General features: G+C 71.7%; 16 protein-coding genes. 13 read left to right on the forward strand and 3 right to left on the reverse strand.

The window, feature by feature from the left end; all coding sequences use genetic code 11:
- Nucleotides 1–71: 71 nt before the first annotated feature.
- Nucleotides 72–1,718: a GMC oxidoreductase gene (locus OG594_RS10530; protein WP_266597508.1), complete on the forward strand. Its 1,647-nt coding sequence runs from the start codon at nt 72–74 to the stop codon at nt 1,716–1,718.
- A 12-nt stretch (nt 1,719–1,730) separates the two neighbouring features.
- Here the strand turns inward: OG594_RS10530 and OG594_RS10535 are convergent, their stop codons facing one another.
- Nucleotides 1,731–3,527 (reverse strand): long-chain fatty acid--CoA ligase, encoded by a 1,797-nt coding sequence (locus tag OG594_RS10535; RefSeq protein WP_266597510.1) that lies wholly within the window; start codon nt 3,525–3,527, stop codon nt 1,731–1,733.
- Between the two features lie 345 nt (nt 3,528–3,872).
- Here OG594_RS10535 and OG594_RS10540 point away from each other — a divergent pair, with 345 nt between their 5' ends.
- From OG594_RS10540 to OG594_RS10565, 6 genes are all read left to right on the forward strand, one after another.
- Complete coding sequence (locus OG594_RS10540; RefSeq protein ID WP_266597512.1) at nt 3,873–4,622, forward strand: metallophosphoesterase; 750 nt, start codon at nt 3,873–3,875, stop codon at nt 4,620–4,622.
- Between the two features lie 166 nt (nt 4,623–4,788).
- Nucleotides 4,789–5,229, forward strand: coding sequence for an SRPBCC family protein (locus tag OG594_RS10545; RefSeq protein ID WP_266597514.1), 441 nt, complete (start codon nt 4,789–4,791; stop codon nt 5,227–5,229).
- Between the two features lie 39 nt (nt 5,230–5,268).
- Complete coding sequence (locus OG594_RS10550; protein WP_266597516.1) at nt 5,269–6,426, forward strand: ArsA family ATPase; 1,158 nt, start codon at nt 5,269–5,271, stop codon at nt 6,424–6,426.
- 78 nt (nt 6,427–6,504) lie between these two features.
- Complete coding sequence (locus OG594_RS10555; protein WP_266597518.1) at nt 6,505–6,966, forward strand: DUF5304 domain-containing protein; 462 nt, start codon at nt 6,505–6,507, stop codon at nt 6,964–6,966.
- Nucleotides 6,967–7,027: 61 nt separating this feature from the next.
- Nucleotides 7,028–7,969, forward strand: coding sequence for an ROK family glucokinase (locus OG594_RS10560; RefSeq protein ID WP_266597520.1), 942 nt, complete (start codon nt 7,028–7,030; stop codon nt 7,967–7,969).
- A gap of 80 nt (nt 7,970–8,049) precedes the next feature.
- Complete coding sequence (locus OG594_RS10565; RefSeq protein WP_266597522.1) at nt 8,050–8,799, forward strand: endonuclease/exonuclease/phosphatase family protein; 750 nt, start codon at nt 8,050–8,052, stop codon at nt 8,797–8,799.
- A gap of 111 nt (nt 8,800–8,910) precedes the next feature.
- Here OG594_RS10565 and OG594_RS10570 read toward each other — a convergent pair whose 3' ends face one another.
- A complete protein-coding gene (locus OG594_RS10570; RefSeq protein ID WP_266597524.1) occupies nt 8,911–9,531 on the reverse strand; it encodes a hypothetical protein in 621 nt (206 codons plus the stop codon).
- Nucleotides 9,524–10,303: a carboxylesterase gene (locus OG594_RS10575; protein ID WP_030010357.1), complete on the reverse strand. Its 780-nt coding sequence runs from the start codon at nt 10,301–10,303 to the stop codon at nt 9,524–9,526. The genes OG594_RS10570 and OG594_RS10575 overlap by 8 nt, the downstream gene beginning before the upstream one ends.
- 170 nt (nt 10,304–10,473) lie before the next feature.
- Between OG594_RS10575 and OG594_RS10580 the strand changes: the two genes are divergently transcribed.
- From OG594_RS10580 to OG594_RS10605, 6 genes are all read left to right on the forward strand, one after another.
- On the forward strand, nt 10,474–11,214 hold the full coding sequence (locus OG594_RS10580) for a 1-acyl-sn-glycerol-3-phosphate acyltransferase (protein WP_266602772.1): 741 nt from the start codon (nt 10,474–10,476) through the stop codon (nt 11,212–11,214).
- Nucleotides 11,215–11,252: 38 nt separating this feature from the next.
- A complete protein-coding gene (locus OG594_RS10585) occupies nt 11,253–12,470 on the forward strand; it encodes a MacS family sensor histidine kinase (protein ID WP_266597527.1) in 1,218 nt (405 codons plus the stop codon).
- On the forward strand, nt 12,467–13,174 hold the full coding sequence (locus OG594_RS10590; protein WP_266597529.1) for a response regulator transcription factor: 708 nt from the start codon (nt 12,467–12,469) through the stop codon (nt 13,172–13,174). The genes OG594_RS10585 and OG594_RS10590 overlap by 4 nt, the downstream gene beginning before the upstream one ends.
- A gap of 165 nt (nt 13,175–13,339) precedes the next feature.
- On the forward strand, nt 13,340–14,368 hold the full coding sequence (locus tag OG594_RS10595; RefSeq protein ID WP_266602774.1) for a 6-phosphofructokinase: 1,029 nt from the start codon (nt 13,340–13,342) through the stop codon (nt 14,366–14,368).
- 67 nt (nt 14,369–14,435) lie between these two features.
- Nucleotides 14,436–15,431 (forward strand): 2-hydroxyacid dehydrogenase, encoded by a 996-nt coding sequence (locus OG594_RS10600; protein ID WP_266597531.1) that lies wholly within the window; start codon nt 14,436–14,438, stop codon nt 15,429–15,431.
- An 87-nt stretch (nt 15,432–15,518) separates the two neighbouring features.
- Nucleotides 15,519–15,839: a hypothetical protein gene (locus tag OG594_RS10605; RefSeq protein WP_266597533.1), complete on the forward strand. Its 321-nt coding sequence runs from the start codon at nt 15,519–15,521 to the stop codon at nt 15,837–15,839.
- Nucleotide 15,840: the final 1 nt, after the last annotated feature.

A 15,840-nucleotide genomic window follows, 5' to 3' on the forward strand; every position in this document is an offset into this window, starting at 1 on the left:
GCTGACTGTCTCTCAGATGCCTGTCAAGACGGCGTCTGGCCGGACGGCTGGATTCCGCCCATGATGCGGCCATGACATCCAATCTGACGCGCCGTCAACTACTGGGACTCGGCGCCCTCTCGACCGCCGCCGCACTCGGCTTCACCCGGATCGGGGCGGCCTCCGCCGCGGCCGTGGAGCCCGCCGCAGCCCAGTACGCCCCCGCCATCGTCGTCGGCTCCGGCTACGGCTCCGCCGTCGCCGCCCTGCGGCTCGGGCAGGCGGGCGTACGTACCGTCGTGCTGGAGATGGGCCGGCTCTGGGACACCCCCGGGGCCGACGGCAAGGTCTTCCCCTCCACCTCCGCGCCCGACCAGCGCTCCATGTGGTTCCGCAACCGCACCGAGGCCCCGCTCGCCCAGTTCCTCTGGCTCGACGTGGTCAACCGCGACATCAGCCCCTACCCCGGCGTCCTCGACCGCGTGAACTACGGCGACATGTCCGTCTACGTCGGCCGGGGGGTCGGCGGCGGATCGCTCGTCAACGGCGGCATGGCCCCGACGCCCCGCCGCTCGTACTTCTCCGAGGTGCTGCCCCAGGTCGACGCCGACGAGATGTACGGCACCTACTACCCCCGCGCCCGCGCCATGCTCGGGGTGAACGACATCGACCCGGCCTGGTTCGAATCCACCGAGTGGTACCGCTTCGCCCGGATCTCCCGCAAGCACGCCCAGAACACCGGCCTGAAGACCGTCTTCGTCCCCAACGTCTACGACTTCGAGCACATGAAGCGCGAGGCGGCCGGCACCGCCCCCCGCTCGGCCCTCGCCGGCGAGGTCATCTACGGGAACAACCACGGCAAGAAGAGCGTCGACAAGACCTACCTCGCCGCCGCCATCGGCACCGGCAACGTCACCATCGAGACCATGCAGCGCGTGGTCGGCGTACGGCCCGACCCGGCCGGGGGGTACGTCCTGACGGTACGGACCAGCGATGTCACCGGACGGGTCACCCAGGTCCGCGAACTCGGCTGCACACAGCTCTTCCTCGGGGCCGGGAGCCTGGGGACCACCGAGATCCTGCTACGGGCCCGCGAGAGGGGGACGCTGCCCGCGCTCAGCGACGAGGTCGGGCTCGGCTGGGGCCCCAACGGCAACGTCATGACCGCCCGCGCCAACCACCTGTGGGACACGGTCGGCTGCAACCAGGCGACCATGCCCGCGATGGGCATCGACGACTGGGACAACGCCTCGAACCCGGTCTTCGCCGAGATCGCCCCGCTCCCCATGGGCATCGAGCACTGGATCTCGATGTACCTGGCCATCACCAAGAACCGGGAGCGCGGGCACTTCACCTACGACGCCGCCACCGACTCGGCCCGGCTCAACTGGCGGCGGGACCAGAACACGCCCTCGGTCAACGCGGCGAAGAACCTCTTCGACCGCATCAACCGGCGGAACTTCACGATGTACCGGTACGACCTCTTCGGCGACAACAAGGCCTTCGCCGACAACTTCACCTACCACCCGCTCGGCGGCTGCGTCCTCGGGAACGCCACCGACGGGTACGGGCGGGCCAAGGGCTACCAGGGGCTGTACGTGGTCGACGGCTCCCTGATCCCCGGATCGCTCGGCGTGAACCCGTTCGTGACCATCACCGCCCTCGCGGAGCGGAACATGGCCCGGATCCTCGCCGAGGACCCCCCGCTGACAGCGACCTCCGGCCGCGGGCCCCGGTAGGGGAGCCGCGGACTAGCCGCGGTAGAGCGCCTCGATCTCGTCCGCGAAGTCCTTGGCCACCACGTTGCGCTTCAGCTTCAGCGACGGCGTGATGTGCCCCGACTCCTCCGTGAACTGGGAGGGAAGAATGCGGAATTTCCGCACCGATTCCGCCTTGGAGACCGCCGCGTTGCCGTCGTCGATCGCCTTCTGGACGGCGGCGATGAGGTCCGTGTCCTCGCGCAGCTCCGCCGCCGTGACCCCGGCCGGCTTGCCGTTCTCCGCGGCCCACCGGCCGAGGAACTCCTCGTCGATCGTGACCAGCGCGGCCACGAACGGCCTCGCGTCGCCCACCACCATGCACTCCGCGACCAGCGCGTGCGCCCGGATCCGGTCCTCGATGACGGCGGGTGCCACGTTCTTGCCGCCCGCCGTGACGATGAGTTCCTTCTTGCGGCCGGTGATCGTGAGGTAGCCGTCCTCGTCGAGGGTGCCGACGTCGCCGGTGTGGAACCAGCCGTCGGTCAGCGCCTCGGCGGTCGCCGTCTCGTTCTTCCAGTACCCCGTGAAGATCTGCTCGCCGTGCAGCAGCACCTCGCCGTCGTCCGCGATGCGCACCACGGAGCCGGGCATGGGCTGGCCGACCGTGCCGATCTTCTGCTTGTCCCACGGGTTGAAGGTGGTCGCGGCACAGGACTCGGTCAGGCCGTAGCCCTCCAGGACCGTGAAGCCGATGCCGCGGAAGAAGTGGCCGAGCCGCTCGCCCAGCGGTGCGCCACCGGAGATCGCGTACTCGCCGCGCCCGCCGAGGACCGCGTGCAGCTTGCTGTAGACCAGCTTCGAGAAGACCTTGTGCTTGAGCTTCAGCCCGAACGACGGGCCGCGCGGGGTGTCCAGCGCACGGCTGTAGGCGATGGCCGTGTCGGCCGCGGCATCGAAGATCTTGCCCTTGCCGTCGGCCTGGGCCTTGGCGCGCGCCGAGTTGTAGACCTTCTCGAAGACCCGGGGGACGCCGAGGATCAGCGTGGGGCGGAAGGACTGCAGCTCGTCGGTGAGGTTCTTGATGTCCGGTACGCAACCCAGGCGGATCGGCGCCAGTACGGCCGCCACCTCCACCAGGCGCCCGAAGACGTGCGCCGCCGGCAGGAACAGCAGCACCGAGCACTCGCCGGTCTTGAACAGCGGGCTCAGGCGCTCCACCGCGTTGCCGCACTCCGCGAAGAAGTTGCGGTGGGTCAGCACGCAGCCCTTGGGGCGGCCGGTGGTGCCCGAGGTGTAGACGATGGTGGCCGGGTCGTCGGCATTGGCGAGGCTGCTGCGCTCCTCGACCTCGGCGTCGGAGATCTCCGCGCCGGCGGCCTTCAGCGCCTCCAGCGCGCCCTGCTCGATCTCCCAGACCTCGCGCAGCTCCGGCAGCCGGTCGCGCAGCGAGGCCACGGCCGCGCTGTGCTCCGGGCTCTCCACGATGACGGCGGCGGCGCCGGAGTCACCGAGGATCCACTGGATCTGTTCGGGGGAGCTGGTCTCGTACACGGGGACGGTGACGCCGCCCGCGCTCCAGATCGCGAAGTCGAACAGCACCCACTCGTACCGGGTGCGGGAGATGAGGGCGACCCGGTCGCCGGGCCGGATGCCGGCCGCGATGAGGCCCTTGGCCGCGGCCCGGACCTCGGCGAGGAACTCCGTCGCGGTCACGTCCTGCCACCGGCCGTCGACCTTGCGGCTCATGACGGCGGTGTCTGGATGCTGAGCGGCGTTGCGGCGGATGAGATCCGTCAGGTTCCCGTCCGACGGGACCTCGTACAGGGCCGGAAGGCTGAACTCGCGCAAGACTGCTGCTCCTCTGGGCGCCATCGCCACCATGTGGACCGACCGGACGTTACCCACCGGTAGTGGGTTCCCGATAGGGGGAACCGGCCAGATGTTCCGTGCGTCACATTCTGTACTTACCCCGCCTCGCCCCAACGTGCCGACAGTAGTCGACCCCGCCTGCGACTCGGAAGTAACCGCAGGTCCGGCAGCCTCTCCCACCCCCTCTACCCGCCGCCACCAGGCAGCTCTAGGGTTGGCCGCATGGCTGGCAGCATGCGGGGACGGCAGTTCGGCACGAGCGGATCAGGCCGTGGGGCAGACCGTGGGGCGGGGCGTGGGGCACGCCGCACCCGGGTCCACGTCGTGAGCGACGTGCACGGCAACACCGAGGACCTCACCCGGGCGGGAGACGGCGCCGACGCCCTCATCTGCCTCGGTGACCTCGTGCTCTTCCTCGACTACGCCGACCACTCGCGCGGGATCTTCCCCGACCTGTTCGGCGTCGAGAACGCCGACCGGATCGTCGAGCTGCGCACCGCGCGCCGCTTCGACGAGGCCCGCGCCTTCGGACGGGAGCTGTGGGCCGGCCTGGACCGGGACACCCTCATCGAGGGCGCCGTACGACGCCAGTACGCGCAGATGTTCGCCGCCTTCCCCACCCCCACGTACGCCACCTACGGCAACGTCGACATTCCGGGCCTGTGGCCCGAGTACGCCGACCGCCACGGCCTCACGGTGCTCGACGGCCAGCGGGTGGAGATCGGCGGCCGCGTCTTCGGCTTCGTCGGCGGCGGACTGCCCTCCCCGATGCGCACCCCGTACGAGGTGGACCCGGAGGAGTACGCCGCCAAGGTGGAGGCCCTCGGCGAGGTGGACGTGCTCTGCTCGCACATCCCGCCGGAAGTCCCCGAGCTCTGCTACGACACGGTCGCCCGCCGCTTCGAACGCGGTAGCGAGGCCCTGCTCGCCGCGATCCGCCGCACCCGCCCCCGCTACGCCCTCTTCGGACACGTCCACCAGCCGCTCGCCCGCCGCATGCGCATCGGGAGCACCGAGTGCGTGAACGTGGGCCACTTCGCGGCCACCGGCCGGCCCTGGGTCCTCGAATGGTAGGGATCGAGCCGCTTCGCGGCGGGCTCCCGCAGGGTGCGGGAGGCGCTGGAGTGGCGACGTCCACACGCGCGGTAGCCTTCACGCGGCGGCCACAGGCCGCACACGTCCTCGAACTTGCCCAGCTGCCGCTGGGAGGTACCACCCCCAGCCCGGAGGAGCGACCGCGATGGCGGAACACACCAGCTCAAGCATCACGATCGAGGCTGCGCCCACCGACGTGATGGCCGTGATCGCCGACTTCGCCCGTTACCCCGAGTGGACCGGCGAGGTGAAGGAGGCCGAGGTGCTGTCCACCGACGCCGAAGGGCGCGCCGAGAAGGTCCGCCTGCTGCTCGACGCGGGCGCGATCAAGGACGACCACACCCTCGCCTACACCTGGAAGGGCACCGACGAGGTCAGCTGGACCCTGGACAAGTCCCAGATGCTGCGCCAGCTGGACGGCTCCTACCGGCTGACCGCCGTCGACGGCGGCAAGCGCACCGAGGTCACCTACCAGCTGACCGTCGACGTCAAGATCCCCATGCTCGGCATGATCAAGCGCAAGGCCGAGAAGGTCATCATCGACCGCGCGCTCGCGGGCCTGAAGAAGCGCGTCGAAACCGTCTGATCCCGCTTCCCGCTTTCCGCACACCGGAGCACCCGCACCATGCACACCTTGCTGATCACCGGCCCCGGCGGGGCCGGGCGGACCACCGTGGCGGCGGCCACCGCCCTCGCCGCGGCCCGCCACGGGCGGCGGGTGCTGCTGCTCTCCGGCGACGTCGCAGACCCGCTCACCGGCCTGGTCGGCGACCCGGCCGCCCCCGGGCTGCGGGTGGCCCGGGTGGACTCCGGCGAGGAGTTCCGCGACGAACTCGTCGCCCTCCAGCAGCGCGGATCCGCCCTGCTCGGCATGGTCGGGGCCCGGCCGCTGGGCGCCGAGGAGATCACCGAACTGCCCGGCGCCGAGGAGTTCGCCCTGCTCCGGGCCCTGCGGCGGGCCGCCGCCGCACCCGACACCGACCTCGTCGTCGTCGACATGCCGCCGCTCCAGCGGGCCGTGGCCACCCTGGCCCTCCCCGCCCAGCTGCGCCGCTACCTCGCCCGGCTGCTGCCCGCCGAGCGGCAGGCAGCCCGCGCCCTGCGCCCCGTACTGGCCCAGCTGGCCGGCGTCCCCATGCCCGCGCGGTGGCTCTACGAGACCGCCGCCCGCTGGGACGAGGAGCTGGCCACCGTCCAGGCCGTCGTCGAGGCCGACACCACCGAGCTGCGGCTGGTCGCCGAGCCCGGCCCGGCCGCCGCCGACGCGCTGCGCCTCGGCCGGCTCGGACTCGCCCTACAGCAGCTGCCCGTCTCCGCCCTCGTCGCCAACCGCACCGTGCCGACGGAATCCACCGACCCCTGGCTCGCCGGGCTCGCCGCCCAGCAGCAGAAGTACGCCGCCGAGTGGGCCGCCGAGCTCCCGGTGGTGTCCCTCGCCCACCTCGGCCGCGATCCGCGCGGCCCGCAGGACCTGGAGCTGCTCGCTGCCGCCGGCGCCCTCGTACCCGAGGCGCCCGCACCCCGCCGCGCCTGGGCCGTCGAGGACCGTCTCGCCGAGGACGGGGTGCTCGTCTGGGTGGTACCGCTGCCCGGCGCGCACAAGAGCGACCTCGACCTCGTCCGCCGCGGCGACGAGCTGCTGCTCACCGCCGGCCCCCACCGCAGGATCGTTCCCCTGCCCGCGGCGCTGCGCCGCTGCACCGTCTCCGGCGCCGCCCTCGTCGAGGGGGAGCTCCGCGTCCGGTTCACCCCCGACCCGGGACTGTGGCCCCGTGCGCGATGAACCGCTTACCCCCGTTCGGGTACCGTCGAAGGTAGTCCGTACCGCACGCCCAGCAGCAGCCGCAGGAGAGAGTCCGCCATGAGCGAGGCCACCGACCGTCCCGACGACGACGCCTGGGCCGGCGCCTGTGCCGAGGACCTCGCCGCCGAACAGGAACGCCGGCGCCGGCAGGAGCAGGCCGCGCCCGGCGGCACCGGCACCGCCGCCGAGGAGCTGTTCAAGCTCTTCGAAGCCGTCGCCGACAAGGTGTCCGGGCTGAACAACCCGCTGTTCGGCGTGGCCGCACAGGGTGCGGTGCGCCAGATCGTCGACCAGGCCAAGACCGCCGCCAAGCCCGTCATCGAGCGCAACCCGGAGGTCTTCGACCACCTCGCGGCCGCCGGTTCCGAACTGCTCGCCGCTTACCGCTCGGCCGTCGAGGGCCACGAGCGACGCTGGACGCAGGGCGAACCCCCGGCCCCCCGGCAGGCGTCCCACGACCGCGACCCCCGGGACGACGGCCCCGACGACGGCCCCTCCGAGCGGATCGATCTCGACTGATCCCCCGGAAGCCTCGGGTACCGTTGGCGGTGGCGGGGTTTGACCGGAAACCGAGGGACTAATGGGACTCACCATCGGCGTCGACATCGGCGGCACGAAGATCGCGGCCGGCGTGGTCGACGAAGAGGGCACGATCCTTGAGACGTACAAGGTGCCCACCCCGCCGACCGCGGACGGAGTGACGGAGGCGATCTGCGCCGCCGTCTCCGAGGTCAGCAGCAACCACAGCATCGAGGCCGTCGGCATCGGCGCCGCCGGATACGTGGACGACAAGCGCGCGACCGTACTCTTCGCGCCCAACATCAACTGGCGGCACGAGCCGCTCAAGGACAAGGTCGAGCAGCGCATCGGCCTGCCCGTCGTCGTCGAGAACGACGCGAACTGCGCGGCCTGGGGCGAGTACCGCTTCGGCGCCGGCCAGGGCCACGACGACGTCATCTGCATCACGCTCGGCACCGGCCTGGGCGGCGGCATCATCATCGGCAACAAGCTGCGGCGCGGCCGCTTCGGCGTCGCCGCCGAGTTCGGGCACATCCGGGTCGTCCCGGACGGCCTGCTGTGCGGCTGCGGCAGCCAGGGCTGCTGGGAGCAGTACGCCTCCGGGCGCGCCCTCGTCCGGTACGCGAAGCAGCGCGCCAACGCCACCCCCGAGCACGCAGCGATCCTGCTCTCGCTGGGCGACGGCACCCCCGAGGGCATCGAGGGCAAGCACATCAGCGAGGCCGCCCGGCAGGGCGACCTGGTGGCCATCGACGCCTTCCGCGAACTGGCCCGCTGGGCCGGCGCGGGACTGGCCGACCTGGCCTCGCTGTTCGACCCGTCCGCCTTCATCGTCGGCGGCGGGGTCTCGGACGAGGGCGACCTCGTCCTCGACCCGATCCGCAAGTCCTTCAAGCGCTGGCTGGTCGGCGGCGCCTGGCGTCCGCACGCGCAGGTCCTCGCCGCGCAACTGGGCGGCAAGGCCGGGCTCGTCGGCGCGGCCGACCTGGCCCGCCAGGGCTGAGCCGGTTCACGCTCGTTTCCCTGCGTACCGCCCGCCGCGCCCCTTGGGGGAGCGGCGGGCGGCTGCGTATCTTGCGGGGCATGGACCAGCTGCCGAAGTCTCGTACGGAGCCCGACGGTTCTGCCGTGATCCGGGTGCTCAGCTACAACATCCGCTCCCTGCGCGACGACGAGGAGGCGCTGGCCCGGGTCATCCGGGCGTGCGAGCCCGACCTCGTCCTCGTGCAGGAGGCCCCCCGGTTCTTCCGATGGCGCAAACACGCGGCGCGGCTGGCCGCCAAGTGCGACCTGGTGGTGCTGGGCGGGGGCGCGACGGCGGCCGGGCCGCTGCTGCTGTGCTCGCTGCGGGTCTTCGTGGAGCACACGGAGGACGTCCTGCTGCCGCGCACCCCCGGGCTGCACCGCAGGGGCTTCGCCACGGCGGTGGTCCGGGTCGGGGGCGTGCGGGTGGGTCTGGCCTCCCTGCACCTCTCGCTCCAGGCCGCGGAGCGCCGGGCCCACGCGGAGCTGCTGCTGGACCGGCTGGCCGCCATGGACGTGCCCTACGCGATCGCCGCGGGCGACCTGAACGAGGGCCCGGACGGTCCCGCGTACGGGCGGCTGGCCGCCGAGCTCCAGGACTGCCGGGCGGTGGCCCCGTGGGGCGGCGGACCGACCTTCCCGGCGTCGGCGCCGGACCGCCGGATCGACGCCGTGTTCGCCACGAAGGGGGTGGAGGTGCTGGCCTGCGGTGTCCCGGAGGAGCTGCCGGGAATCTCGACCACCGACCTGCGCACGGCGACGGACCACCTGCCGGTGCTGGCGGCCCTCCGTTTGGCGGCCGCGCCGTAGTCGGGGGCGCTGCCCCCGGACCCCCGCGCCTCAAACGCCGGCGGGGCTGAAACATAGCCCCGCCGGCGTTTGAGGCGCGGGGTGTGGGGCGGAGCCCCGGGAAGGGGAGGGTCAGACGACCGCGCCGCGGCCCGGGTCGTCGTCGTCATCCTCGTCGCCGGTCGCCATGCGTGCGACCAGCGTGGCGAAGCCGCCCAGGAAGCCGCCGATGCCCAGCGTCGTCAGCCACCAGGTCATCTCCCACTGCAGGAGCACCGCGAGCAGCAGCAGTACCGGGCCGCCGACGACCGCGAGCCACGCGAACTTCGACGTCGTGTCCGCCTGCGGGAGCTCCGGCTCCGGGGGGACGAAGTGGCCCTCCTCCGCCGCGGTCAGGTCATCGTCCTGCGGCTCCGCCGGCGAATGGTCCCGGGGACCCGCCATGCCCACGCCCGGGGCGAAGAGCACGGAGCTGCCCAGCGCCGCCGGAGGCCCCGGTTCCGCGTCTGGCTTCGGTTCTGGCTTCGCGTCCGGCTTCGGTTCCGGCTTCGGATCGGCCTTCGCGTCCGGTCCGGACTCCGCCGCCAGCGGCTTGACGTCCTCCTCCGGCAGGAGGAGGTTCTCGATCGGTCTGAACGGCCGGGCCCCCGGCGGGTCCGGCGGCTCCTGCCCGTACCCGGCGACGATCGCCGCCCACGCCGCTTCCTCGTCCAGCGGCGGAACCCCGCCCGACTGCTCCTCGTGCTCAGCCACCGGCCTCCGCCCCCTCCCTGCCCACGCTCTCCGCCAGGCGGCCGATGAACGCATAGCTGTCCGCGAAGATCCGCTCCGCGTCATGGTCCAACGTCGCGACGTGGTAACTCTGTTCCAGCAGGGTCTCGGTGACGTCCGTCGAGGAGACCCGGGCCAGCACCCGGGCGGAGTCGACCGGCGGTACGACGTGGTCCTGCGGGCTGTGCAGCAGCAGCATCGGCTGCGTCACCTGCGGCAGCTCGGCGTCCACGAGCTGGAGGAACTTCTTCAGCGAGTGCGCGGCGCGGGTCGGGACCCGGTCGTAGCCGACCTCCTCCGAGCCCGGCTTCGCGATGTCGCTGGCGATGCCCGGCGTCGACCGGATGAGGTGCTTGGTCACCGGCAGGGTCACGGCGAGCGGGTCGTGCACCTTGTTGGCCGGGTTGACGAGCACGATGCCGCTGATGGCGTCCCCGTGCTTGGCCGCCAGCCGCAGGGTCAGCGCCCCGCCCATCGACAGCCCGAAGACGAACACCTGCTCGCACCGGTCCAGCAGTTCCCGCAGGGCGCGGTCGACCTCGGCGTACCAGTCCTGCCAGCCCGTGAGCTGCATGTCCTGCCAGCGCGTCCCGTGTCCGGGCAGCAGCGGAAGCGACACGGTGAGCCCCCGCCCGGCGAGATACTCGGCCCAGGGGCGCAGGGACTGCGGGGAACCGGTGAAGCCGTGGCAGAGGAGGACGCCGACCTCTCCGCCCTCGTGGCGGAACGGCTCGGCTCCAGGGAGGACGGGCACCAGGGTCTCCTTGATCATGATGTACGTCGGGTGGGTGCGTTGCTCTGTGTGACTTCACCGTACGCGACCGGGGTGGCACCGGCCAGGGTCGTCGGGTCCCTGCCGGTGTAGGCACGGGATATGGTCTGTTCGACAGACACAGGAAGGCTTTCGAGTTGATCTACGGCGCAATGAAGTTCTCCATCGGCGGTTCACTGAAGCTCGCTTTCAGGCCGTGGGTGGAGGGCCTCGAGAACATTCCCGCGGAGGGGCCGGCGATCCTCGCGAGCAACCACCTGTCCTTCTCCGACTCCTTCTTCCTGCCGGCGGTGCTGGACCGGAAGGTCACCTTCATCGCCAAGGCGGAGTACTTCACCTCCCCGGGGGTCAAGGGCAAGCTGACGGCCGCCTTCTTCAAGGGCGTCGGCCAGCTCCCGGTGGACCGCTCCGGCGCCCGCGGGGCCGGCGAAGCCGCGATCCAGAGCGGCATCCAGGTCATCGAGCGCGGAGAGCTGTTCGGTATTTACCCCGAGGGCACGCGTTCACCCGACGGACGCCTCTACCGCGGCAAGCCCGGCGGTCTGGCCCGCGTCGCCCTGGCCACCGGTGCGCCCGTGATCCCCGTAGCGATGATCGACACGGAGAAGATCCAGCCGCCCGGCAAGGTGGTCCCCAAGCTGATGCGCCCGGGGATCCGGATCGGCAAGCCGCTGGACTTCAGCCGCTACCACGGCATGGACAACGACCGCTTCATCCTGCGCTCGGTGACCGACGAGGTCATGTACGAGATCATGAAGCTCTCCGGCCAGGAGTACGTCGACATCTACGCGACGGCGGCCAAGCGTCAGATCGCCGACGCCGAGAAGGCCGAGAAGGCCGCCAAGGGCGACAAGGCCGACAAGGGCGAGAAGGCCGACGGCGCGTCGGAGTAGTTGCGCGTGGGCGGTACCGCCCACGAGGGGTGGGGGAGATGGCGAAACGCGAACGCGTCGTACGCATGTCGGTCGAGCAGCCGCTCTGGCGCGCCCTGACCGCGTACCGGCTGCTGACCACGGTCTATGCGGCGCTGCTGTTCGCCGCCGCGTACAAGGAGTTCCCCCGCCCCGGGGTCGCGGTCGGCTACCTCGCCTTCCTCGCCGTCTGGACCCTCGCCACCTCCCGCAAGGTGGCGAACGCGGCCAGCTGCACCAAGGGCTTCCTCGTCGCCGACCTCACCGTCGCGATCGTCGGGATCGTGCTCACACCGGTCGCCGACACCCAGGCGCGGATCGGCGACGGCGGCAGCACCCTCCCCACCATCTGGACGGCGGGCGCGGTCCTCGCCTTCGCCATCAAGGGCGGCTGGCGCTGGGCCTGCTTCGCCTCCACCTTCGTGGCCGCCGCCAACCTCGCCATCCACACCGGCCAGCCCACCCGGGACACCCTGCACAACGTCCTGCTCGTCTGGGTCGCCTCGGTGGCCATCGGCTACGTGGTCGAGGTCGCCCGGGCCAGTGAGAACACCCTCGCCCGCGCCCTGGAGATCGAGGCCGCCACCCGCGAGCGCGAGCGCCTCGCCCGCGACATCCACGACGGGGTCCTCCAGGTCCTCGCCATGGTCCAGCGGCGCGGCAGCGAGCTGGGCGGCGAGGCCGAGGAGCTCGGCCGGATGGCGGGGGAGCAGGAGGTGGCGCTGCGCACGCTGGTCTCCAGCGGGCTGGTACGGCCCTCCCGGGTCTCCCGGGACGAGTCGCGGGGCGCGCTGGTGGACGCGTACGAGGTGGACGAGCCGGGCGCCGAGGACGGCGAGCTGGACCTGCGCACGCTCCTCGCCCCGCACGCCGGGTCCCGCGTGAGCTTCGCCGAGCCGGGCACCCCGGTGCCGCTGCCGGTGCCCGCCGCGAAGGAACTGGCCGCGGCGGTCGGCGCCGCCCTGGACAACGTGCGCAAGCACGCCGGTGAAGGGGCGCGGGCCTGGATCCTCGTCGAGGACTGGGGCGACGAGGTGATCGTGACCGTTCGCGACGACGGCCCCGGCATCCCGGCGGGCCGGCTGGACCAGGCGGCGGGCGAGGGCCGGATGGGGGTGGCCCTGTCCATCCGCGGCAGGCTGCGCGATCTCGGCGGCAGCGCCGATCTGGTGTCCGTTCCCGGGCAGGGCACCGAAGTGGAACTGAAGGTACCCAGGGCGAGGACGGACAAGAGATGAGCGAGCGCACCGACGTGAACGACCCGAACAGGCCGAACGAGCTGCACGAGATAAGGGTGATGGTCGTCGACGACCACCCCATGTGGCGGGACGCCGTCGCCCGCGACCTGGCCGCCGCGGGCTTCGACGTCGTCGCCACCGCCGGCGACGGCCCCGAGGCGGTCCGCCGGGCCCACGCCGTCACGCCCGACGTGTTGGTCCTCGACCTCAACCTGCCCGGCATGCCGGGCGTGCAGGTCTGCAAGGAACTGGTCGGTACCAACCCGGCCCTGCGGGTCCTGGTCCTGTCGGCCAGCGGTGAGCACGCGGACGTCCTGGAGGCGGTGAAGTCCGGCGCGACCGGCTACCTGTTGAAGTCCGCCGGCGCCCAGGAGCTGATCGACGCCGTCCGCCGTACCGCGGCCGGCGACCCGGTCTTCACCCCGGGCCTGGCCGGGCTGGTGCTCGGCGAGTACCGGCGCCTGGCCAGCGACCCGCTGCCGGCCACCTCCGACGAGCCGAAGGCCCCGCAACTGACCGACCGCGAGACCGAGGTGCTGCGGCTCGTGGCCAAGGGGCTGTCGTACAAGCAGATCGCCGAGCGTCTGGTCATCTCCCACCGCACCGTGCAGAACCACGTCCAGAACACCCTGGGCAAGCTGCAGTTGCACAACCGGGTGGAGCTCGTCCGGTACGCCATAGAACGCGGCCTCGACGACGCGTAGACCGGCCCCGGACGCGTCTGCACCGTCCGTCGATCGTACTTATGTCCTCGTACGAGTGAACGGGCGTACGCAACGCCTCACGATTCCACCGGAATCGCCCTCTCCAAGCCCCTTGCTGTGACCTGGGTCACTACTAGCGTGACCGTCATGGCGATTGGAGATTCCATGAAGGTCGGAGTGCTGACCGGCGGCGGCGACTGCCCCGGGCTCAACGCGGTGATCAGGGCCGTCGTCCGCAAGGGCGAGCAGGAGTACGGCTGCGGGTTCATCGGGTTCAAGGACGGCTGGCGGGGCGCGGTCGAGGGGCGGACCGTCCCCCTCGACATCCCCGCCGTCCGCGGCATCCTGCCCCGCGGCGGCACCATCCTCGGCTCCTCGCGCACCAATCCGTTCAAGACGGAGAACGGCGTGCGCGACATCAAGGAGAACCTCGCGAAGTACGAGGTGGACGCGCTCATCGCGATCGGCGGCGAGGACACCCTCGGGGTCGCGGCCCGGCTGTACGAGGAGTACGGCATCCCCTGCGTCGGCGTGCCCAAGACCATCGACAACGACCTGTCGGCCACCGACTACACCTTCGGCTTCGACACCGCCGTCGGCATCGCGACCGAGGCCATCGACCGGCTGCACACCACGGCCGAGTCCCACATGCGGGTCCTGGTCGTCGAGGTCATGGGCCGCCACGCCGGCTGGATCGCCCTGCACTCGGGCCTCGCGGGCGGCGCCAACGTCATCCTCATCCCGGAGCAGCGCTTCGACGTGGACGAGGTCTGCGCCTGGGTGGCCTCCCGGTTCAAGGCGAGCTACGCGCCGATCGTGGTCGTCGCCGAGGGCGCCATGCCCAAGGACGGGGAGATGGTGCTGAAGGACGGCTCCCTGGACTCCTTCGGCCATGTCCGGCTGTCGGGCGTGGGCGAGTGGCTGGCCAAGGAGATCGAGGCGCGGACCGGCAAGGAGGCCCGTACGACGGTGCTCGGGCACGTCCAGCGGGGCGGCACGCCGAGCGCCTTCGACCGGTGGCTCGCGACCCGGTTCGGGTTGCACGCGATCGATGCGGTGCGCGACGGGGACTTCGGGAAGATGGTCGCGCTCAAGGGGACGGACATCGTCCGGGTGCCGATCGCGGAGGCGACGTCGAAGCTGAAGACGGTGGATCCCGCGCTCTACCAGGAGGCCGGGGTCTTCTTCGGCTGAGCGGCGGCCCGACACCATGGGCCGTATCGTGACGAACGGCCCATGGCGTCGAGGTGCGGGAGCGGGCGTGGAGATCCTGGCATTCGGTGTGACCGTCGACGAGAAGCCGCTCCTGGAGCAGGCCTTCGCGGGCACGCACGAGGTCCGCTGCCTCGAAGTCTTCCTGGAGGAGGACACCGCGCCGATCGCCGCCGGGTACGAGATCGTCTCCTCCAGCGTCAACGCCGACCTGAGCGGCCGGGTGCTGCGGATGCTGGCGGCGGGCGGCACGAAGATGATCACCCAGCGGTCCACCGGCTTCAACAACATCGACCTGGACGAGGCCCGGCGCCTGGGCATGACGGTCAGCCGGGTCTCGTACTACTCGCCCCATTCGGTCGCCGAATTCGCCTGGGCCCTGGCGATGGCCGTGAACCGGCGGCTCGTCCGGGCGACGACCCGGACCCGGGACTTCGACTTCCGGCTGAACGGGCTGATGGGCCGGGACTTCCACGGCCGCACGGTCGGCGTGCTCGGCACCGGCAAGATCGGGGCGGCGTTCACCCGGATCGCGCACGGCTTCGGCATGCGCCTGCTGGGCTGGGACGTGGTGCAGAACCCGGCGTGCCTGGAGCTCGGCATGACCTACGTGGACAAGGACGAGCTGCTCGCGTCCTCGGACCTGATCAGCCTGCACGTGCCGCTGCTGGACTCCACCCGGCACCTCATCGACGCGGCCGCGCTGCGGCGGATGCGGGACGACGCGATCCTGGTGAACTCCAGCCGCGGCGGGCTGATCGACACCGAGGCCCTGGTCGACGAGCTCAGGGCGGGCCGCTTCGAGGGGGTCGGCCTGGACGTGTACGAGGCCGAGGCCGGCGTCTTCTTCATGGACAAGTCGCTGGAGACCGTCGAGGACGACACCCTGGCCCGTCTCGTCACCTTCCCGAACGTCGTCGTGACCTCCCACCAGGCGTACTACACGACGGACGCGGTGGGCCAGATCATCGACACCACCGTCGCCAACGTGGCGGACTACCTGGCGGGCCGCCGCTCCGAGAACACCCTGGTCCCGCCCGAGTAGGGGGGCGTCTCGGACCCGCGCCAGGATTTCCGGCCGCGTTCACCCGCCGTCCATGACGGAGCGCGGCGGCGGACCTACCTTCACACCGTGGACATACCTGACTGGATCCGCTGGTGGTTCTTCGTTTTCGCCGCCGTACAACTGCTGTTCGTCTACCGCGCCGCGCACCTGGCGCGCCGGGCCGAGCCCGGTCGGCGGACGGATCCGTGGCTGGAGGTCGCCGACCACGCCGTGGGCGTGGTGCTGTCCCTCGGGCTCGCGCTCGGCGCGCCCTCCGTCCTGGTCGCCGCGGTCCCGGTGCTGCTGGTGATCCTGTCGTGGCAGGGGATCCGGTCCCTCCTCGCCCGACGGGCGGCGGCGACGGCCCCCGTGCCCGGCACGGGAGCCGCCCCGGGCGGGGAAGCCTAGG

Source organism: Streptomyces sp. NBC_01214 (assembly GCF_026340975.1).
Taxonomy (GTDB): Bacteria; Actinomycetota; Actinomycetes; order Streptomycetales; family Streptomycetaceae; genus Streptomyces.

Bases quoted from the DNA above. Each gene is read 5' to 3' on its own strand.
- OG594_RS10550 (WP_266597516.1), top strand. From the start codon at position 5,269: ATGCACACCTTGCTGATCACCGGCCCCGGCGGGGCCGGGCGGACCACC.
- OG594_RS10560 (WP_266597520.1), top strand. From the start codon at position 7,028: ATGGGACTCACCATCGGCGTCGACATCGGCGGCACGAAGATCGCGGCC.
- OG594_RS10565 (WP_266597522.1), top strand. From the start codon at position 8,050: ATGGACCAGCTGCCGAAGTCTCGTACGGAGCCCGACGGTTCTGCCGTG.
- OG594_RS10545 (WP_266597514.1), top strand. From the start codon at position 4,789: ATGGCGGAACACACCAGCTCAAGCATCACGATCGAGGCTGCGCCCACC.
- OG594_RS10580 (WP_266602772.1), top strand. From the start codon at position 10,474: ATGAAGTTCTCCATCGGCGGTTCACTGAAGCTCGCTTTCAGGCCGTGG.
- OG594_RS10585 (WP_266597527.1), top strand. From the start codon at position 11,253: ATGGCGAAACGCGAACGCGTCGTACGCATGTCGGTCGAGCAGCCGCTC.
- OG594_RS10590 (WP_266597529.1), top strand. From the start codon at position 12,467: ATGAGCGAGCGCACCGACGTGAACGACCCGAACAGGCCGAACGAGCTG.
- OG594_RS10555 (WP_266597518.1), top strand. From the start codon at position 6,505: ATGAGCGAGGCCACCGACCGTCCCGACGACGACGCCTGGGCCGGCGCC.
- OG594_RS10530 (WP_266597508.1), top strand. From the start codon at position 72: ATGACATCCAATCTGACGCGCCGTCAACTACTGGGACTCGGCGCCCTC.
- OG594_RS10595 (WP_266602774.1), top strand. From the start codon at position 13,340: ATGAAGGTCGGAGTGCTGACCGGCGGCGGCGACTGCCCCGGGCTCAAC.